The sequence below is a fragment of the Azospirillum sp. UENF 111221 genome (assembly GCF_058780625.1).
Genome location: NZ_JBSNCH010000004.1, coordinates 342,998 through 362,979, shown reverse-complemented (window position 1 = coordinate 362,979; position 19,982 = coordinate 342,998). Strand labels below are relative to the sequence as shown.

Below are 19,982 nucleotides of genomic sequence, written 5' to 3'. Positions count from 1 at the left end.
GCTGGCTCCGAACCGGTATTGCCGTCGATGGTTGCCGTCATCCGCGGGCGAAGGCCAGCAGTTCCGCGTTGAAGCGGTCGCGGTGGGTGATGAACAGGCCGTGCGGCGCTCCCTCGTAGACGGACAGTCTGGCGTTCGGCATCAGCGCCACCGTGCGCTCGGCCAATGCCAGCGGCGTCGTCACGTCGCGGTCGCCATGGACGACCAGCGTCGGCACGGCAATGGCCGGCAGCTCCGCCCGGAAATCGGCGGAGGTGATTGCCCGGTTGGACTCCAGCAGGGCCATCAGCGAAGATTGCAGCGCCATGCCGACGATCCAGCCCTTCATCTCCGCCGAGGTCTCGTCGTTCACGAAGGGGTCGATGTTGTCGCCGAGCCATTTCGGGAAGTCGCGCAGCAGCTGTTCCGTCCGGAAGGCCTCGAACAGCGCCGGATCGACCCCGTCGGGATTGTCGCCGGTCCGCGCCATCAGCGGCGTGATGGTCCCGACCATCACCACGCCCTTGACCCGCCCGGCGCCGTGGCGGGACAGGTAGCGCACGATCTCTCCTGTCGCCATCGAATGGCCGACCAGGGTCACGTCGCGCAAATCCAGCCCGTCGAGCAATGCCGCGATGTCGTCCGCCAGCCGGTCGAAGCCGTAGCCGGACGGCGACTCGTCCGACCGGCCGTGGCCGCGGTGGTCGAAGGCGATGCAGCGGCATCCCTGCTCGGACAGCGGCGCCATCTGATAGGCCCAGGCGTCGGAGGTCAGCGACCAGCTCGACACGAAGACGATGGGGCGCCCTCCCTCCCTGTTGCCCCAGTCGCGGTAGAACAGGCGCACGCCGTCGTCGGTGTTGATGACGCCCATGATGTTCATCCTCCCCTGCTGTCCGCCGGATCGTCCCGACAACCCCAGGATTGCCCGGCGGAGGGAGCGGAATCGATTACCTGCCGGGTCATGAGGCACACGAAAGTTCCTGCGGCGCGCGCATGCCTGCCATCACTGCCGCATTGCGGTACGCGGCTGCGCGATCCGGTTAAGGTCCTGAACCGTCACCGCTGCCGTTCGGATCCTCGATGCGCCTGATCTTCCTGCTCGGCCTTGCCGGCTTCGCCAGCGCCTTCTCGCTCCGCACCACCGATCCGATGCTGACGCTGATCGCCGACGATCTCGACGTGACGGTGCGGCAGGCGGCGCTGCTGGCCTCGGCCTACACGCTGCCCTATGCGCTGATGCAGATCGTGCTGGGACCGGTGGGCGATTCCATCGGCAAGTCGCGGCTGGTCCGGCTGGCCCTGTCGGTGCTGACGGTCGGTCTGGTGCTGTCCACCATCGCGCCGAGCTATGGCACGGTGATGGCCGGGCGCATCCTGGCCGGTGCCTTTGCCGGCGGCATCATCCCGGCCTCCATGGCGCTGATCGGCGACAGGGTTCCCTATGAGGAGCGGCAGATCGCCATCAGCCGCTTCCTGTTGGCGGTCATCCTGGGACAGATGTCGGGTTCCGCCGTGTCGGGCGCGCTGGCCGAGGCCTTCGGCTGGCGCGCGGTGTTCGGCCTGTCCGCCGGCCTGACCGCGCTGATCTGTGCAGCAGCCCTCATCGGGCTGGCGCGCGAGGTCGAGACGCGCTCGCCCCTGTCGGTGGCCGACGCGCAACGGCGCTATGCCACCGTGCTGACCAACCCGGCCTCGCTGTTCGTCTTCGCCACGGTGGCGGCGGAAGGGCTGCTGATCTTCGGCGTCTTCCCCTTCGTGGCACCGGTGCTGATCGAACATGGTGCGGCCGGCGCCTTCCAGGCCGGATTGACCATCGCCGCCTTCGCCATCGGTGGCGTCTTCTACAGCGCCGTGGTGCGGCGGCTGATCGCCTCGCTCGGCCAATGGGGCATGATGAAGGCCGGCGGGCTGGCGGCCGGTCTGGCCTATCTGGTCATCGCCTTCCCGGTGCCCTGGCCGGTGGTCAGCCTCGCCTTCCTGGTCGCCGGCTTCGGTTTCTACATGCTGCACAACACCATGCAGACCCAGGCGACCGAGCTGGCCCCCACCGCCCGCGGGTCGGCGCTGGCCCTGTTCGCGTCGAGCTTCTTCATCGGCCAGGGCATCGGCCCGGTGCTGTACGGCTATATTTCCTCCCACACCGGCTTTGCGCCGCTGTTCCTTGGCGTCGGCGCGCTGACCGCCGGGCTGGGCTTCGCCTCGGCCCGGCTGATCCGGCGAAGGCCGGCTTGAGGAGGGGGAGCCGCGTCATACTCTTCCCCTGCTCGGGAGACGCGATTACAGTGTGGCAGTCCACAACCGGGAACAACGCCCGTGTTAGAAGCCTGCCTGCCGCCTTACGAGTTCCGCCTGCTTGAAGAGCCGCCATATGCCATCTGCATGACCGACATCACGATGGACTTCGAGCAGGAGCAGATCATCTCGGCGGCTGCCGCTTTGAAGCATCTGGGTGGCGGCAGGTATGAGCTTCTGCATGGCATCCACGTTTATGACGCGGTGCTCGACAGGGGATGGATGCATTACAGGCGCGAAGAGGCGAGGAAGGTCTATCACCCTCAGGTAAAGCATTATGTGCTCGATCTTTTTCACGATGGCACGCGGATACTGATCGACCATTATCGTCCTGCTGCGGTCGTTTGCCGTACCGAAGAGCAGCTCCCGCTTGGCGAATTTCCCCCGCGCTTCCGGAAGACCGTCGATTTCCTGACAAGCCTTGGCTACAGGGCGGGCGCGATCCTGCAGGACGTCGATCGCCGCTGGAATTGGGAGCACCGACCTGAATGACCGGCTATGGAATTTCGCAGTCATGCATGTCACATTCCTACTGATCGTTACGGGCCGATCCGAAAAATGCGGAAGGAGGCGACCATGACCATTGCGAAACGCGATCCGCAGAAGGGCGGCATCGGCGCGGACGGCAAAAATCTGATGGCTCATCTGGATGCCAACGGTGGCCGTTTGCCCGAACCGCTCGCCACGGCGGTGAACAAGTCCTGCCGTGAGGCATTCCTTCGCGCCCGCGCTCTCCGTGCCGACCGCAAGCCGTAGCCTTGACCGTTTTCCCTGTCTTCCCCGCCCAGCGGCCGGTGAGTGACAGCGCTCCCGGCTGTTTCCGCATCGGATGGAGCGCCAGGCTCCTCACAAACACGCCCGGATATAGGGCCGGTTCGCCTCCCACAGCTCGTCGAGGATGGCGGCTGCCGCCGTGCTGGAATTGACGACGGGGTCGATCAGCAGGGCCTGAAGCGCCAGCTCCTTCGACCCGTGCAGCGCCGCCTCCACCGACAGTTGCTGCACGTTGGCCTGGACCGACAGCAGCTTCAGGATGCCGTCGGGCAAGCGGCCGAGCGACACCGGATGGACGCCGGCGGCATCGGCCACCAGCGGCACCTCGACCGCCAGCTCGTCGGGCAGGCCGGGAATGACGCCGCGGTTGATGACGATGCCGCTTTCGATGAAGCGCTTCTGGTTGTGCAGCTGGCCGGCGATCACCGCCACCGCCCGCTCGCCCCAGGACGGCTTGGTCCAGTCGTCGGGGATCGGCCGGCTGCCGGCGATGACCCCGTCCATCAGGTCGCGCAGGATGACGCGGCCTTCCTCATCGTGTTTGAAGTCGAAGCCATGCTCCCCGGCCTCCCAGCCATAGGGCAGGAATTCGCCGGTGTGGTCGTCGCTGGGGGTGACCCACAGGCCGAAGGCGTGGAACAGGCGGCGCGCCAGCGGGGTGAAAGACGGGTCGTGCGTCGCTTCCCGTTCGCGCAGCAGCGGGTAGAGGTCGCGGCCCGTCGCCTTCTCGCGGATGGCGGTCAGCCATTGGAAATGGTTCAGCCCGGCGCCCCAGACATCGACGTCTTTCTCGGCCATGCCCAGGATCTGGCAGATGAACCAGCGCGCCAGGAAGATGCCGTGGCAGAGCCCCAGCGTCCGCACGCCCGTGCAGCGCGACAGCCCCAGCACGATACGGCTTTCCGGGTTGGACAGGTTGATGAACAGCGCGTCGGGGCAGATCGCCTCCACGTCGCGGGCGATGTCGACGATCAGCGGCAGGGTGCGCAGCGTGAAGAACAGCCCGCCGGGACCGCCATTTTCGCCCAGCGTGTGACGGATGCCATGCTTCCTCGGCACCTCGAAGTCCAGCTTCCAAAGCCGGTTGCGGTCGATGGCGATGGCGCACAGCACGAAGCCGGCACCCTGGAGCGCCGCCTTGCGGTCGGTGGTCGTCTCGATGGTGAGGCCGGCATTCCCCCGGCGGTTCAGCACCCCGGCCAGCGCCGCCATGCGGTCGAGCGCCTCTTGGTTGGTATCGACCAGCGTCAGGGTGCTGCCGGCCAGTTCGGTGGTGGAGAACAGATCCTGGAACAGGCTGAGCCCGAATGCGGCGCTGCCGGCGCCGATGAAGACGATCTTCGTTGTGTTGGGCATCTTGCGTTTCCTCCGTAAACGGAGCGGCTGGCCGCCGTCTTGTGGGATCAGGCTACGCCGTTCGGGCAGGTCCGCACAGTGCCTGTGTGCAACCCTCTGCGGCTGCGCCACCGCGTCGCGCCCGGACCGTTCGCATGCTTGTCCCATGGCGCACGGGCTCCCGCTGCGGCATGCTGGGGAAAACGAACCATGCCCCTCGGGAGGAAATGAATGGACAGCTTCAGCCAGCCCGTATCCCAGGCCGCCGATGCCAAGCCGCTGAGTTTCCCGCCGGATTTCCACTGGGGGGCCTCGACCGCCGCCTACCAGATCGAAGGCGCGGTGAATATCGACGGGCGCGGGCCCTGCGTGTGGGACAGCTTCACCGCTGAAGGCCGCATCATGGACGGCAGCAGCGCCGCCGTCGCCTGCGACCATTATCACCGCTACCCGGAAGACATCGCGCTGATGAAGGCGGCGGGCTTCGACAGCTACCGCTTCTCCATCGCCTGGCCGCGCATCCTGCCGACGGGAACCGGGGCGGTGGAGACGCGCGGCCTCGACTTCTACGACCGGCTGGTCGACAGCCTGCTGGAGGCCGGCATCACGCCGATGGCCTGCCTCTACCATTGGGATCTGCCGCAGCCGCTGGAGGATGCCGGCGGCTGGCAGGGGCGGGAGATCGTCGGCCCCTTCGCCGACTATGCCCGCATCGTCACCGCCCGGCTGGCCGACCGGGTCAAGAGCTGGATGATGCTGAACGAGCCGAACGTCGTCGCCATCTTCGGCTATGGCGTCGGCGAGCATGCCCCCGGCCACCGGCTGGGCGAACAGGGCATCCTGCGCGCCCTGCACCACCAGAATCTGGCCCAGGGTGCCGCCCTGCGCGCCATCGCGGCGGAGCGGTCCGGCCTGACGCTGGGCACCGTGCTGAACCTTCAGCCGAGCGTTCCCGACAGCGACCGGCCGGAGGATGTCGCCGCCGCCGCCCGCTGGGATGCGGTGTGGAACCGGGTGGCGCTGGACGGGCTGATGCGCGGGCAAATCCCGGCGCTGCTGGCCGACAAAATGGCGGAGTTCGTGCTGCCGGGCGACGAGGAGGCGATCCGTTACCCCATCGATCTGCTGGGCATCAACTACTACTCTCGCATGACGATGAAGCATGAGGAGGGGCGGCCCTTCGCCGTCGGCTGGGGCGAGGCCCGGTGCCGGCGCTGGACCGGCATGGCCTGGCCGGTGCAGCCGGAGGGGCTCTACGACCTGCTGAGCGAACTCCGCACCGACTACGGCAACCCCGCCGTCTTCATCGCCGAGAATGGCTGCGCCTATGACGACGTGGTGACGCCGGACGGCCAGATCCACGATGCCGAGCGGGTTCTCTATTACCGCGAGCATCTGGAATCGGTGGCGCAGGCGCTGGCCGACGGCTGCAACGTCACGGGCTATCTGTGCTGGAGCCTGCTGGACAATTTTGAATGGGCCTACGGCCTGTCAAAGCGCTTCGGCATTGTGAGGGTCGATTACGACACGCTGGAGCGCACGCCGAAGGACAGCTACCGCTTCCTCGCGGAGGTTGTGAGAACTGGACGGCTTTAATCTTTCTTTCGTCGCAGCCCCTGTACTTTCGGCCTGCCGCGTCCTATTCGTTGGTTATACGGATGTTGAGGGATTGTGCGGAGGCCCGGAATGGGCGGGATGACCGAGGACACAGGCGGCGACACGGGCGCCGGCAAAGGCTCCGGAACTGGCAAGGGCGGCGATGATGCCGGCGGCAAGGCTCCCGGCTTTGCCCGTCGCTTTCTGAGCCTGGCGGGCGGCTATTGGCATGGGCGCACGCGGGTGACCGTGTGGGCGCTGACCGTGGCGCTGGTCGTGCTGACGGTGGGGCAGGTTTCGGTCCCCGTCCTGATCAACCTGTGGAGCGAGCGGCTGTTCGACGCGCTCGAACAGCGCTCCATGGACCGTTTCCTGACCATGATCGGTCTGGTCGGGCTGATCATCCTCTACAACATCGTCATCGTCGTCCTGCATCTGCGGGTGAAGCGCCGGTTGCAGATGGGCTGGCGCGACTGGCTGACCCGCAAGCTGCTGGAGGACTGGTTGCGCCGCGGCCGGCACCACCAGATCGCCTACATGCCGGGCGAGCACGACAACCCCGACGGCCGCATCGCCGAAGACATCCGCATCACCGCGGAGATGGCCATCGATCTCGGCCATTCGCTGACCTATTGCGCGCTGCTGCTGGTCAGCTTCACCAACATCCTGTGGATGCTGTCCGGCACCCTGTCGGTCACGCTGTTCGGAGCCGAGCTGGCGGTGCCGGGCCACCTGCTGTTCGTGGCGCTTCTCTATGCCGCGGTCGGCACCACCATCGCCATGCTGATCGGCCAGCCGCTGGTCAATTCGGTCAACCGGCGCCAGGGCTACGAGGCCGATTTCCGCTTCGCGCTGGCCCGCATCCGCGAGAACGGCCAGACCATCGCCCTGCTGCATGGCGAATCGGCGGAGCGCGGCCACCTCTCCGGCCTGTTCGGCGGGGTGGTGCGGGGCTGGAACGGCCAGACCCGGGCGCTCAGCCACATGATGGTGTTCAGCGCCAGCTATTCGGTGCTGTCCACCGCCTTTCCGGTTCTGGTCGCCGCCCCGCGCTACATCGCCGGCACCATCACGCTCGGCGTGCTGATGCAGACGGCGCAGGCCTTCCAGCAGACGGTCGGCGCCCTGTCCTGGCCCATCGACAATCTGCCGCGCGTCGCCGAATGGCGGGCGTCGGTGGAGCGCGTGCTGAACCTGCACGACGCGCTGGTGCGGCTGGACCGCAATGTCTGCGAGGTGCCGGACGCCCACATCCAGCTGGTGCGTTCCGACGAGCACGACAGGCTGACCTTCCGCGGCGTCGCCATCGACGAGCCGAACGGCACGGCGGTCGTCCATCCCTTCGACCTGGAGGTGCGGCCGGGCGACCGCGTGCTGATCGGCGGCGACGCGACGGCGACCATCCGGCTGTTCCGCGCCGTGGCCGGCGTCTGGCCCTGGGGGCGCGGGCTGATCACCCTGCCGGCCCACACCCGCGTCTTCTTCATGCCGGAACGCCCCTATTTGCCCCATGCCAGCCTGCGCGCGGTGCTGGCCTATCCCGGCACGGCGGCGTCGGTCGGCGACGACAAGGCGGCCGGCGCGCTGGTCAGCGTCGGGCTGCCCGACCTCGTCGGCCGGCTGGACAGCCTCGACCATTGGGACGAGGTGCTGTCGGTGCCCGAGCGCCAGCGGCTGGGCTTCGCCCGGCTGCTGATCCGCCGCCCCGACTGGATCTTCCTGGAGGACGCCACCGACAGCCTCGATCCCCCGGCGGAGGAGGAGCTTCTGTCGCTGATGGAGCGCGAACTGCCGCATGCCACCCTGCTGACCATCGGCCATCATGCGGCACTGGCCGCCCACCATGGCCGCAAGCTGGTGCTGGAGCGCACCAACGGCGCCGTCACCCTGCGCGAGGAGGCGCGGCCGATCCGGCCGGTGGAGGAGAGCGCGGCCTGACCGGCCGCCTCCCGCATCCTTGGAACCGGTCCGAAAAGCTGCCACACTGCGCGGCGGTCATCGTTGGCACCAACAGAAGCAGCCGCCCCGCACCACCATGGACATGAGCGTGAAGAAGACCAGCATCAACGCGGCATGGCGGGGGCTGGCGAACTGCCGGGGGTGCGGCATCCGGGACTCGGCACTCTTCGCCGACCTGACGGAACCGGATTTCAACCTGATCCATCTGCCCATCGACGAGATGACGGTGGCGCCGGGGGCCGCACTCTACCATGTCGGCGACGAGCCGGCGGCGCTCTACACCGTGCGCGGCGGGCTGGTGAAGCTGGTGCAGTATCTGCCGAACGGCGGCCAGCGCATCGTCCGGCTGCTGCGCACCGGCGACACCGCCGGGCTGGAGGCGGCGCTGGGCGAGCCCTACCGCCACACCGCCATCGCCATCCATCCGGTCCTGACCTGCCGCATCCCGCGCGCGGTGATCCAGCGCCTGTCGGAGGAGACGCAGCACCTGCACCAGCAACTGATGCGCCGCTGGCACCAGGCGGTGGAGCGGGCCGACGCCTTTCTGGTCGAACTCGGCACCGGCAGCGCCAGGGCGCGGGTCGCCCGGCTGTTCCTGACCCTGGTGGACGACCGCGGCGAGTGCGACTTCTTCGGCCGGGAGGATGTCGGCGCCGTGCTGGGCATCACCACCGAGACCGCCAGCCGCGTGGTGGCGGAACTGAAGCGGCAGGGCCTGCTGGAGGAACTGCGGCCCAACCGCTTCCGCTGCGACGTGACCGCCCTGCGCGAGCTGGCGGACGGGCCTTAGCCCGTCCCCGGCAACGTACCGGCCTTAAGCCGCCCGCATTTCCCCGACCAGCCCGTCGACCTGACCGGCCAGCGTCCGCAGCTGCTCCTGCACGGTGGAGGAGGCCGACAGCACGCGGTTGGCCGATTCCCCGACTCCCGCGCCGCATCGGCGACGCTGTCGATGTTGCCGCGGACATGCTGGGTGCTGTCCGCCGCCTCGCCGACATTGCGGGCGATCTCGCGGGTGGCGGCACTCTGCTGCTCCACCGCGGCGGCGATGGTGGCGGCGATCTCGTTCACCTCGCGGATGGTGCCGGCGATGGAGCGGATGGCGTCCACCGCCTCCTGCGTCACCGACTGCATGGCGGCGATCTGGGCGGAGATGTCCTCGGTCGCCTTCGCCGTCTGGGTGGCGAGGCCCTTCACCTCCGACGCCACCACCGCGAAGCCCTTGCCGGCCTCGCCGGCCCGCGCCGCCTCGATGGTGGCGTTCAGCGCCAGCAGGTTGGTTCTGGCCGGCGATGCTCTGGATCAGCCCGACCACCTCGCCGATGCGGCCGGCGGTCTGGGCCAGCCCCTCCACCGTCCGGTCGGTGCGCTCCGCCTCGTCGGCGGCCTTGCGGGCGATCTGGCTGGAGGCGTGGACCTGGGTGCCGATCTCCTGGATCGAGGCGGACAGCTCCTCCGTCGCCGCCGCCACCGCCTTCACGTTGCCCTCGGCCTGCTGGGAGCTGCCGGCGGCGGTCGTCGCCTCGCCGGCGGTCAGGTCGGCGCTGCGGCTCATGCGCTCGGCCATGCTCTGCATCTCGCCGGCCGCCTGCGAGACGCGGTCCAGCACGCCGCGCACGCTGCTTTCGAAATTCTCGGCCATCTCGACCATGGCGCGGCGGCGTTCGCCGGCGGCGCGGCCGCGTTCGGCCTCGGCCCGTGCATTGGCGGCCTTCGCCTCGTTGGCGGTGTCGCGGAAGACCATCAGGGCGCGGGTCATGTCGCCGATCTCATCCGCACCGGCGGCGGGGATCGCCGCGTTCAGGTTTCCGGCGGCAATCGCCCGCATGGCGTCCGACAGCCCGCTGAGCCGTGCCACGATGTGGCGGCCGACCACCAGCCAGGCCAGGGCGGCGGCGACGATCAGGCTGCCGACCGCGAACAGGACCAGCATCTTGCGGCCGGCGGCGATGGTGTCGTCGGTGCCGGCGACTGCGGCCTTGGCCTCCTCGCGCATCGCGGCGATCTTGCGGTCCACCGTGGCGGCGAAGCGCTGGGCCAGCTGCCGGTTCTCGGCGAGCATCCGCTCGGTGTCGGCCATCGCCGCCAGTTCGCCGCGGCGCAGCGCGATCACCCCCTCCTCGCCGCGGCCGAAGCCGATCAGCGCCTTCACCAGGGCGGCCAGCACCTCGGTGCCGGCGGCATTGTCGCCGGCCTGGGCGCGCAGCGTGCCGATCCGCTCGAACAGCGAGGAGGAGGCGGTGGAGAAGCGCTTTTCCAACAGGTCGAGCCGGGCGGCGTCGGGGGCCTGCGACGCTTCGTTCAGCGCGCCGGTCAGGGCGGTGCCGTAGGTCGACAGCTCCAGGTTCGTGCGGAACTGCTCCAGCCCGCGGCCGAGCAGATCCTGCACCGCCTCCTGCACCTGGGACCGGATGTCGAAGTTGGCGCGCTTGATGTCGCTCTGCACCTTGCGCAGCGGCGCGTTCAGCAGGGTCAGCAGCTGTGCGGCCTGCGTCCGGGCGGAGTTCAGCCGTTCGGCAAGCTGGCGGTCCGCAGCGCCGCCGCCGCTCCCTTCCAGCGCCGCGCGCCGCAGGTCGAAGACATTGTCCTTGCCGTAGCCGAACAGGAACAGCGCGTCGATCTTGCCGGCGGCGTCGGCCGGCAGCCGGTCGCCCAGCGTGCCGAGCGTGGCCGTCACCTGGGAGGAGGCCTCCAGAAAGGACTGCTGCTGGTCGCCGACGGTCTTGGCGTCCTGTGCCGCGCCGGAGCGGTTCATGGCGTCGAGCGCACCGGCGATCCCGCCGCGCAGGTCGTAGAGCGCGATCATCGACCGCACGGCGTCCGACAGGGCCCCCATCTCGCGGTCGGTGCCGCCGTCGAGCGCCATGCCTTTTTCCTGCAAGGCCTGGCTCGACCCGTCGACCAGCGGCGCCAGCGTCTTCAGGAAGCCGTCATAGGTCTGGGCCAGCCGGGTCGAGGCCGCCTCGCGCCGGTCATGCAGCGACAGGCGCCGGGCCACCCCGTCGTTGAGGCGGTCCAGCGTGCCGATCAGGGCGTTGCCGGTCTCGCGCACCTCCGACAAAAGCGGGTCCTGCGGCCGGCGTGCGGCCAGATCGTCCACCAGGGAGAGGAAGCCGCGGGCGCGCTCCTGCGCCTCCGTCCGAAGCCGTTCCCGCTCCTCCTGGCTGGCGGCGCCATCCAGCATCGGGGCGGCCGAGGCGATGGCGCCGCTTTCGCCGGCCAGCCGGGTCGCCAGCTCCATCTCCGGCAGGCTGGTGTCGGCGATCTGCGCCATCGGCCGCTCGACCGCCGAGAAGGACACCAGCCCGACGCCGCTGGCCGCCACCGTCATCGCCGCCATGCCGGCGAAGGCCAGCATCAGCTTCGCCCGCACGCCCAACCGCAGGCCGGGGCGGCGTCCGCCGCCTGTACCGGACAGGTCGGGACCGGTTTGCGGGGCGGTGGTTTCGGCGATGGTCATGGCGTCGGTGTCCCTTGAAGGCGGGTGTGGTCGCTGGTCGATCTGCACGAAACGAGGCCTGCACGAAACGAGGCCGGCACGAACTCTGGCCGGGCGCCTGCAGCCTCGCCTGGGGGGAGGGGGGCTGCGCGTCCGCATTGTGCGCAATCACGGCAATGCAAGCGCCGCGAAGTGCTTGCGACCATCGGCCACACCGGCCCTTGCATGCTTTTCGACAGCGCGAGCAGCCGTCAACTTCTTTTTCCGTGACCGAGAAAAGATAGTCGCCGTCCTTCCGCTATACGGAAGAGGTAGGTAAAATGGATGGGAAAATTTCGCTCGCAGGAAACTCCGTTGCCCACCGCCGGTGGGGTCCGCCCTCATGTGCCGCGGGGGCAGGAGCCGCCTGTCTTCCAGCGGCCAAGCCCAAGCCCCGGCTTGAGCCTATGCGCAAGGATCATGGCCATAGCGGGCAGCACCAAAGCTATCCGGGCTATCGACCGACCCTATCCCTCTGCTTACCCCCACCGGTGAAAAAGCGATCACTTGGATAGCGGTGCGGCCATACCGATGCCGAGTGGAAGCACCGGGATGGCGTGGCTAGCTTCAGACCAGCAAGTTTGCCCGAGGGAATTCGAGAATGCCGCAGGATGCCAGCCCGCCTTACGCCAATTCTTCCCATGAGGGCTTCCAGGCCGCCGGGGCCGCCGGGGGTCTCGGACGTCCGCCCGTCGGCGGCGCCGACGACGAGACGGTCGCCGGCATCCGCTCCGTCCTGGCGGAATGCGGCGGGCTGGCGGTCGATGCCGGAACGCTCGCCATCGACGACGACCTCTATGCCGCCGGCCTCACCTCGCACGGCTGCGTCGGCCTGATGCTGGGGCTGGAGGAGCAGTTCGACGTCGAGTTTCCGGAAAAGCTGCTGAACCGCCGCACCTTCGAGAGCATCGCCGCCATCCGCGAGGCGGTGCGCGGCCTGGTCGACGGGGGCGAGGCGTGAACGCGGCCCTGGCCGGCCTGGCCGAGCTGACTCCAGCATCGGTCCAGGCCCCAGCCAATATCGTGGCCCGCGCGCGCGCCATCGGCGCCGAGATCGCCGCGCGCCACGCCCCTGACGTCGACCGCGACGGCCGCTTCCCCATCGAGGCCTTCGACGCCCTGCGTGCGGAGAAGCTGCTGGGCGTCATGATCCCGGCGGAACTCGGCGGCGGCGGTGCGTCGCTGTTCGATGTGGCCGCGGCCTGCCATGCCTTGGCCCGCGGCTGCGCCGCCACCGGCATGATCTATGCCATGCACCAGATCCAGATCGCCTGTCTGGTCAACCATGGCGGCAACGGCTGGCACCGCGAGTTGATGCAGCGCATCGCCGCCGGCCAGCTCCTGCTCGGCTCCGCCACGACGGAGAAGGAGACCGGCGGCGACATCCGCAACAGCGTCTGCGCCGTGCAGGCGGATCAGGAGGCTGGCGGCGACCGCTTCACCCTGGCGAAGAACGCGTCGGTCATCTCCTACGGCGACCAGTCCGACGTGATCCTGGTCACCGCCCGGCGCAACCCCGACGCCCCGTCGTCGGACCAGGTGCTGGTGGTGGTGACCAAGGACGATTACCGGCTGGAGAAGACCAGCCTCTGGGACGCGATGGGCATGCGCGGCACCTGCTCCGACGGCTACCGGCTGGAGGCGGCGGGCGTCCTCGACCAGATCCTGCCGCTGTCCTACGCCGACCTGTCGGCCCAGACCATGCTGCCGGTCACCCACATCCTGTGGAGCAGCACCTGGCTCGGCATCGCCGCCGACGCGGTCAGCCGCGCCCGCGCCTTCGTCCGCTCGGAGGCCAAGCGCAAGCCCGGCACCACCCCGGCGTCCGCCGTGCGGCTGGCCGAGGCGACCGCCAAGCTCCAGCAGATGAAGGCGGTCATCCTGGCCGCCATCCGCCAGTACGAGCTGGCCTGCGGCTCGCCCGAGCGGCTGACCAGCCTGTCCTTCGCCACCGCCATGGGCACGCTGAAGGTGACCACGTCGGAGCTGGTGCGCGAGATCGTGGAAGCGTCGATCCGCACCTGCGGTCTCGCCGGCTACCGCAACGACACCCCCTACAGCCTGGGCCGCCACCTGCGCGATGCCCATTCCGCCGCCCTCATGATCGGCAACGACCGCATCATGTCGCACATCTCCACACAGCTGCTCGTCCAGCGCGACGGGTCGGGGGCCTTCGAATGAACATGGTCGACATCACGGCCGCCCAGGCCGCCTATCGCGACGCGCTGGTGGAGGCGGGCCTGCTGATCCCGACGGGCGTGGACGGCCTCTATGGCCGCAGCGGCGTCTTCGAGGATGTGGTGGAGCGCTTCGACGCGCTGGTCACCCGCTGGGGCGGCCAGGACGGGGCGGAGGTCATGCGCTTCCCGCCGGCGCTGAACCGCCAGTATTTCGAGGAAAGCGAGTATCTGAAGAGCTTCCCCCATCTGGCCGGCACCATCCACAGCTTCGGCGGCGACGAGAAGGCGCACCGCACCCTGCTGCGCCGGCTGGAGGAGGGCCAGGACTGGACCGAGGATCAGGTCGCGACCGACGTGGTGATGACGCCGGCCGCCTGCTACCCGGTCTATCCGACCATCGCGCGGCGCGGCCCGCTGCCCGGCGAGGGCAAGCTGATCGACGTCTTCTCCTACTGCTTCCGGCATGAGCCGTCGATCGACCCCGCCCGCATGCAGCTGTTCCGCATGCGCGAATACATCCGCATCGGCACCCCCGATCAGGTCGTGGAGTTCCGCGAGCTGTGGCTGGAGCGCGGGCGCGCGATGATGGGCTCGCTGGAGGTGCCGCTCGACGTCGATGTCGCCAACGACCCCTTCTTCGGCCGGGCCGGCACCATGCTGTCGAACAGCCAGCGCGAGCAGAAGCTGAAGTTCGAGCTGCTGATCCCGATCACCAGCACCGAGAAGCCGACCGCCTGCCTCAGCTTCAACTACCACCAGGACCATTTCGGCCATCTGTGGGACATCCACACCGCCGATGACGGCGTTGCCCACACCGCCTGCGTCGGCTTCGGCATGGAGCGCGTGGCGCTGGCGCTGTTCCGCCACCATGGCTTCGACACGGCGCAGTGGCCGGCGTCGGTGCGCAAGGTCCTGTGGGGGTGACCGGGGCCATGTGGACGCCGCGCCACCCCGACGGCTACGACCGCCATCCCCTGCACCAGGGCGAGCGTATCTGGCCGGAGACCAATTGCTACGTCGATCTGTGGATCGAGGCGCTGCACGCCCGCGGACTGGAACCGCGGGCGATGCTGGGCTTCACCGTCACCCAGGATTTTGAAGGCGACCAGTTCACCTTCTTCAAGGTGCCGCTGGAGGATCTGGAGACGCTGTACGGCCTGCGCGTGCAGGAGCTGGCGATCTACGACAGCGTCGAGGCCCATGTGGCCGAGCAGCTGCGGAGGAGTCCCGATGGCGGTCTGGTGCTGGTGGAGGTCGACGGCTTCCATTTGCCGGATACCCGCGGCACCTCCTATGGCACCACCCATGTGAAGACCACGGTCGGCATCGTCCGCATCGATCCGGCCGCCGGGACGATGGACTATTTCCACAATGCCGGCTTCTACCGGCTCGACGGTGCCGACTACCAGGGCGTCGCCGCCGCGGCGGCCGGGCCGCTCTTCCCCTATGTCGAGTTCGTCAAGCCCGGCGGGACGGCGCTGGAGGGCGGGGCGCTGGTCGCCGCCTCGCTCGACCTGCTGCGCCGCCATCTCGCCCGCCGTCCCGCCGGCAACCCGGTGACGGCCTACCGCGCCGCCTTCCCGGAGCATCTCGACCGGCTGCTCGCCCGGCCGATGGAATATTTCCACCTCTACGCCTTCAACCTGCTGCGCCAGCTCGGCGCCAATTTCGAACTGCTTGGCGCCCATCTCCGCTGGCTCGACGGCCCTGGGGAAGCGGTGGAGGCCTGCCAATCCATCGCCGAGGGCGCCAAGGCGATGCAGTTCCAGCTTGCCCGTACGGTGGCGCGGCGCAAGGCGCCCGACCTGACCGACAGCTTCGACCGGCTGGAGCGCGGCTACGACACCGTCATGGGCAGTCTGGCCCGCCGGTACGGGTGAGCAGCGATGGCCCTAATCCGAGCGGTCACGGGACAGCGGCGGACCCTTCTGGATCGGGGATGGACGCTGACCGTCTCGGCGCCCGGCGGACCGGACAGCGGGGAGGGCATCCCCGCCCCGGTTCCCGGCACCGCCGCCGAGGCCCTCCAGGCCGCCGGCCTGTGGTCGGCGGAGGATCCGGCGCCGCTGCATGACAGGGATTTCGTCTACCGCACCCGCCTCAGCGGCCATGGCCCCCATGTCCTGCGCTTCCACGGCCTCGCCACCATCGCGGAGGTGCGGCTGGACGGCGAGCGCATCCTGACCTCCGACAGCATGTATCTGGCCCATGAGGTGCCGGTGACGCTGACCGGCGAGGCCGAACTGTCCATCCGCTTCCACGCCCTGCACCCGGTGCTGGCGGCGAAGAAGGGCCGCGCCCGCTGGCGTCCCAAGCTGGCCGAGCCGGCTGGGCTGCGCTTCGTCCGCACCACCCTGCTGGGCCATATGCCGGGCTGGTGCCCGCCGATCCATGCCGTCGGCCCGTTCCGCCCGGTGGAGCTGGTGGAGGACACCGGCCCCTGCCGTGTCCTCGCCGCCGACCTGCGCACCGCTTATGACGGACGGGACGGCCACCTTTCAGTGCGCCTGACGGTGGAAGGCGCGTCGGCTGGGGCGACCGGTTCGGTCGAGGTCGCCGGCCACACGGCGCCGCTCGTCTTCGACGGGGTGGACGGCTTCACCGCCGATCTGACCCTGCCCGGTGTCGAGCCCTGGTGGCCGCACACCCATGGCGAGCCGGTCCTGCACGGCGTCGCCGCCCGCATTGGATCGGTCGAAGTCGACCTTGGCCGTGTCGGCTTCCGCTCGCTGGTGGTCGACCGCGGCGCGGACGGCACCGGCTTCGCCCTGCTGGTGAACGGCGAGCGGGTGTTCTGCCGCGGCGGCTGCTGGGTGCCGGTCGATCTTGTCGGGCTGTCGTCCGACCGCGCCGCCTACGAGCCGGAGCTGCGCCGGCTGCGCGAGGCCGGGGCCAACATGGTCCGCGTCGGCGGCACCATGCTCTATGAGGGCGACGCCTTCTTCGAGCTGTGCGACGAGCTGGGCCTGCTGGTCTGGCAGGACGCCATGTTCGCCAATTTCGACTATCCGACCGACGCCGCCTTCCTCGGCAGCGTGCGGGCGGAGATCGCCCAGCTGCTAGACCGCACCCAGGCGTCGCCGTCGCTGGCCGTGCTCTGCGGCGGCAGCGAGATGGAGCAGCAGGCGGCCATGCTGGGCCTGCCCCGCGCCTCCTGGGCGCAAGCGGCCCTGACGGCGGTGATTGCGGAGGAGACGACGGCCCGGCGGCCCGACCTGATCCAGGTGCCGAACTCCCCCAGCGGCGGGCCGCTGCCCTTCATCGCCAATGCCGGGGTGACCCATTATTACGGCGTCGGCGCCTACATGAAGCCGCTCGACGATGCCCGGCGGGCGGGGGTGTGCTTCGCCAGCGAATGCCTCGCCTTCGCCAACCTCCCCGAGGAGGATCCGCTCGGCGTTCCGGCGCTCCACCATCCGCGCTGGAAGGCGCGGGTGCCGCGCGATCCCGGCGCCTCCTGGGATTTCGAGGATGTGCGCGAGCATTATCTGGAAAGCCTCTACGCCGTCGATCCGCGCCGCCTGCGCTACGAGGATCCCGACCGCTACCGCCGCCTGTCGCGCGCGGTGACCGGCGAGGTGATGCAGGCGGTGTTCGACGAATGGCGGCGCGCCGGCTCCAGTTGTGCCGGCGGTCTGGTCTGGCAGTGGCGCGACATCGCTCCGGGCGCCGGCTGGGGCGTGGTCGCCGCCGACGGCACGCCGAAGCCGGCTTATTACGCGCTGAAGCGCGCCTTCCGCCCGCTGCGGGTCATCCTGACCGACGAGGGTGTCAACGGGCTGGCCGTGCATCTGGTCAACGACACCGCCCGGCCGGTGGAGGCACTGCTGCGGCTGACCGCATGGCGGGAGGGGGGGCGTGACGGCTCGGTCCCGGTGCTGAAGGCGGAGCGTCCGGTGACGGTTCCGGCGAGGGGTGCGGTGGCGCTGGCCGCTGCCGAACTGACCGACCGCTTTTTTGACACGACCTACGCCTACAGGTTTGGGCCTATCTCGCACGATGTGGTCACGGCGCAGGTGCTGCTGGCCGAAAGGGACGCGGAACCAATTGACGAGTCTCATTATTTTCCAAAGGGACGCTCGCTGCCGCGCGCCGACCTGGGGTTGACGGCGGTGGTCGAGCGCCAGGGGAGCGGAGACGGCGACGCGTGGGCGCTGCGGCTGGCGGCAGGGCGGTTCGCCTGTTCGGTGCATGTCGAGGATGAGCGGTTCCAGGCGGATGACGGCTGGTTCCATCTCGCCCCCGGCGTCGAGCGGGTTGTCACCTTGCGGCCGCGTGCAGGTTCGCAAAGTGGGAATGGGGTTGGGGTTACGGACGGGACGGCATCGGCCGGACGGATGGTGCCAGACGGCGAGGTCCATGCGCTGAACGCGCTGGCGCCCGTCCGCTACAGGGGGAACGCATGAAGCCGACACCGGTGGTGTTCGAGGGTTGTTTCGGATGGCTGCACCCGGCCGAGGGGCTGCGCGGGGTGGTCCTCTGCGGTCCCTACGGGTATGAGGAGCTGTGCGCCCACCGCGCCTGGAAGAGCTTCGCCGAAAGCCTGGCGTCCGCCGGGCTGCCGACGCTGCGGTTCGACTATCCCGGCTCCGGCGATTCGGCCGGCGACGACGGCGAGCCGGACCGGGTGCGCGCTTGGCTGGACGGCGTCAAGGCGGCGGTCCGCCGCCTGCGCGAGGACACCGGCGTCACCGACGTGACCCTGGTCGGCTTCCGCATGGGAGCACTGCTCGCCACCGCCGCCGCGCTGGAGATGGCGGAAGACGGGCAGGGCATCGACAGGCTGGTGTTGATGTCGCCGATCACCTCGGGCCGCAAGGCGGTCCGTGAAATGCAGACCCTGTCCTCCATCGTGCTGCGTCCGGTCTGCAACCCGGAACCGCCGGAGCGCTCCTCCTGGCTGAACGTCATCGGCATGCCGCTGACGCCGGAAACCGCACTGACGCTGGGCGGCCTCAACCCCTGCGACGCGCCGGCCCTGCCGGCGCCGCGCATCCTGATCGCCGACCGGCCGGAGGGGAAGACCCCGGTCAAGCTGGCCGCCCGCTGGCGCACGCTGGGTGCGATGGCGGAGCCGATGGGCGTCAGCGGCATGATGGAGCTGACCCAGCAGCCGCAGCGCGCCCAGGCCGCCGCCGCGTTCGAGCCGGTCCTGCGCTGGATCGTCGCCGCCGCTCCGGTCGCCGCCGGCGCCACCCCGCCGCCGGATCGCCCGGCCGGGCTGATGATGCCGACCGCGGTCGAACGCCCGATCTTCTTCGGCACCGCGCCGGAGCTGTTCGGCGTCTATTGCACGCCGGTCCTGGCCGATCCGGCCGGCAACCGGCCGGCCATCCTGTTCCTGAACAGCGGCGCCACCCACCATGTCGGCTCCGGCCGCGCCACGGTGGTGCAGGCGCGCCGGCTGGCGGCGCGCGGCTACGCCTCGCTCCGCATCGACGCCGCCGGCATCGGCGACAGCCCCGACCGTCCGGGCTTCCCCGACAATCTCCTCTACAACAAGGAGGTGATGGGCGACGTCCGCGCCGCGCTGAACTGGCTGGAGGAGCAGGGGCACGAGCGCGTCGTCGTCATCGGCCTGTGCGCCGGCGGCACGCCCGCCCTGCATGCCGGGCTGGGCGACGACCGCGTCGTCGGGCAGATCGTGCTGAATCCCGGCCGGTTCGAGATGGGCGGCGGCATCGCCGTGTCGGAGCTGATGCGGACGGTCGCCTTCCGCTCCACCAAGGAATATCTGATCGAGGCGCTGAAGCCGGCCCGGCTGCGCGCCAGCTTCCGCAAGCCCGCCCGCCTGACCGGGCTGGCCAGGAGGCTGGCCGGGCGCTTCTTCCGCAAGGTGCTTCTCCGCACCGGCCTGACGCGCCACGCGCTGCGCATGTTCCGCCGCCTGTCGGTGGAAGGCCGGCGGGTGCTGGTGGTCTACAGCAGCGGCGACATGACGCTGGCCGAGTTCTACCTGCATCTGGGCGAGGGAGGCCGGGCGCTGGACGGCCTGTCCGGCATCGAAGTGGCCTATCTCGACCGCTCCGACCACAGCCTGACGGTTTGGGAGGCGCGCGACCGGCTGGACCGCATGATCGACCGCCATCTGGCCGGTCTGGACAGCGCGGCGCAGGCGGACCCCGCCGCCTCGGACCTGACCGGCTGGGGCCTCGATCTGTCATCGGGAGGGCTGCCATCCGGCGAGCGGGTGGGGTAGGGCAAAGGGGGGCGAAGAATGCCCTCTCTCCCCCGGGGAGAGGGAGGGGACCCGCGCTGGAGGCGTGGGGAGGGTGAGGGGGCCGGCGCGCAAAGCGCGTCGCCAAGGGGCATACTGCCCCTTGGCAATCCCCTGGCGCAGGCGTTCCGCCCGCGCTGCCCCCTCACCCAACCCTCTCCCCGGAGGG

At 69.6% G+C, this 19,982-nt stretch carries 15 protein-coding genes and 1 pseudogene; 12 read left to right on the top strand and 4 right to left on the bottom strand.

Going from position 1 to position 19,982, the window contains the following annotated elements; genetic code table 11:
- Nucleotides 1-37: 37 nt before the first annotated feature.
- Entirely contained in the window at nt 38-853 is an 816-nt protein-coding gene (locus ACWPN3_RS13675; protein WP_492239543.1) for an alpha/beta fold hydrolase, read from the bottom strand.
- Between the two features lie 209 nt (nt 854-1,062).
- On the opposite strand from ACWPN3_RS13675, the gene ACWPN3_RS13670 reads away from it, so the two are divergent.
- The 3 genes from ACWPN3_RS13670 to ACWPN3_RS13660 all read left to right on the top strand — a co-directional run bounded on the left by ACWPN3_RS13670 (nt 1,063) and on the right by ACWPN3_RS13660 (nt 3,030).
- Complete coding sequence (locus ACWPN3_RS13670) at nt 1,063-2,214, top strand: MFS transporter (RefSeq protein WP_492239544.1); 1,152 nt, start codon at nt 1,063-1,065, stop codon at nt 2,212-2,214.
- A gap of 81 nt (nt 2,215-2,295) precedes the next feature.
- A complete protein-coding gene (locus ACWPN3_RS13665) occupies nt 2,296-2,766 on the top strand; it encodes a hypothetical protein (protein WP_492239545.1) in 471 nt (156 codons plus the stop codon).
- 84 nt (nt 2,767-2,850) lie between these two features.
- Nucleotides 2,851-3,030, top strand: a complete 180-nt coding sequence (locus ACWPN3_RS13660; RefSeq protein ID WP_492239546.1) for a hypothetical protein — start codon at nt 2,851-2,853, stop codon at nt 3,028-3,030.
- A 90-nt stretch (nt 3,031-3,120) separates the two neighbouring features.
- Here the strand turns inward: ACWPN3_RS13660 and ACWPN3_RS13655 are convergent, their stop codons facing one another.
- Nucleotides 3,121-4,404, bottom strand: coding sequence for a family 4 glycosyl hydrolase (locus tag ACWPN3_RS13655; protein ID WP_492261485.1), 1,284 nt, complete (start codon nt 4,402-4,404; stop codon nt 3,121-3,123).
- A 210-nt stretch (nt 4,405-4,614) separates the two neighbouring features.
- On the opposite strand from ACWPN3_RS13655, the gene ACWPN3_RS13650 reads away from it, so the two are divergent.
- From ACWPN3_RS13650 to ACWPN3_RS13640, 3 genes are all read left to right on the top strand, one after another.
- Nucleotides 4,615-5,979, top strand: a complete 1,365-nt coding sequence (locus tag ACWPN3_RS13650; RefSeq protein WP_492239547.1) for a GH1 family beta-glucosidase — start codon at nt 4,615-4,617, stop codon at nt 5,977-5,979.
- Nucleotides 5,980-6,078: 99 nt separating this feature from the next.
- Complete coding sequence (locus tag ACWPN3_RS13645; RefSeq protein WP_492239548.1) at nt 6,079-7,917, top strand: ABC transporter ATP-binding protein/permease; 1,839 nt, start codon at nt 6,079-6,081, stop codon at nt 7,915-7,917.
- A 109-nt stretch (nt 7,918-8,026) separates the two neighbouring features.
- The gene (locus ACWPN3_RS13640) at nt 8,027-8,728 is read left to right on the top strand and encodes a Crp/Fnr family transcriptional regulator (protein ID WP_492239549.1); all 702 of its coding nucleotides are present in this window, start codon (nt 8,027-8,029) and stop codon (nt 8,726-8,728) included.
- On the opposite strand, the gene ACWPN3_RS13635 is transcribed toward ACWPN3_RS13640, so the two are convergent.
- Both ACWPN3_RS13635 and ACWPN3_RS13630 read right to left on the bottom strand, forming a co-directional pair.
- A complete protein-coding gene (locus ACWPN3_RS13635) occupies nt 8,725-9,192 on the bottom strand; it encodes a methyl-accepting chemotaxis protein (protein ID WP_492261508.1) in 468 nt (155 codons plus the stop codon). The two genes, ACWPN3_RS13640 and ACWPN3_RS13635, sit on opposite strands and share 4 nt — an antisense overlap.
- Before the next feature lie 502 nt (nt 9,193-9,694).
- Nucleotides 9,695-9,871: pseudogene (locus tag ACWPN3_RS13630) on the bottom strand (HAMP domain-containing protein); the annotation flags it as partial.
- Between the two features lie 2,146 nt (nt 9,872-12,017).
- Here ACWPN3_RS13630 and ACWPN3_RS13625 point away from each other — a divergent pair.
- From ACWPN3_RS13625 to ACWPN3_RS13600, 6 genes are read left to right on the top strand one after another with little or no spacing between them, the layout of a single operon-like run.
- Nucleotides 12,018-12,377 (top strand): acyl carrier protein, encoded by a 360-nt coding sequence (locus tag ACWPN3_RS13625; protein ID WP_492239551.1) that lies wholly within the window; start codon nt 12,018-12,020, stop codon nt 12,375-12,377.
- Nucleotides 12,374-13,597 carry an acyl-CoA dehydrogenase family protein gene (locus ACWPN3_RS13620; protein ID WP_492239552.1) on the top strand — a complete coding sequence of 408 codons (1,224 nt, stop codon included), beginning with the start codon at nt 12,374-12,376 and terminating at the stop codon, nt 13,595-13,597. The genes ACWPN3_RS13625 and ACWPN3_RS13620 overlap by 4 nt, the downstream gene beginning before the upstream one ends.
- 2 nt (nt 13,598-13,599) lie before the next feature.
- Entirely contained in the window at nt 13,600-14,520 is a 921-nt protein-coding gene (locus tag ACWPN3_RS13615) for an amino acid--[acyl-carrier-protein] ligase (RefSeq protein WP_109449002.1), read from the top strand.
- Nucleotides 14,521-14,528: 8 nt separating this feature from the next.
- Nucleotides 14,529-15,476, top strand: coding sequence for a DUF1839 family protein (locus ACWPN3_RS13610; protein ID WP_492261484.1), 948 nt, complete (start codon nt 14,529-14,531; stop codon nt 15,474-15,476).
- 6 nt (nt 15,477-15,482) lie between these two features.
- Complete coding sequence (locus ACWPN3_RS13605; RefSeq protein ID WP_492239554.1) at nt 15,483-18,002, top strand: glycoside hydrolase family 2 protein; 2,520 nt, start codon at nt 15,483-15,485, stop codon at nt 18,000-18,002.
- Nucleotides 17,999-19,795 carry an alpha/beta hydrolase gene (locus ACWPN3_RS13600; protein ID WP_109448996.1) on the top strand — a complete coding sequence of 599 codons (1,797 nt, stop codon included), beginning with the start codon at nt 17,999-18,001 and terminating at the stop codon, nt 19,793-19,795. The genes ACWPN3_RS13605 and ACWPN3_RS13600 overlap by 4 nt, the downstream gene beginning before the upstream one ends.
- Nucleotides 19,796-19,982 lie beyond the last annotated feature (187 nt).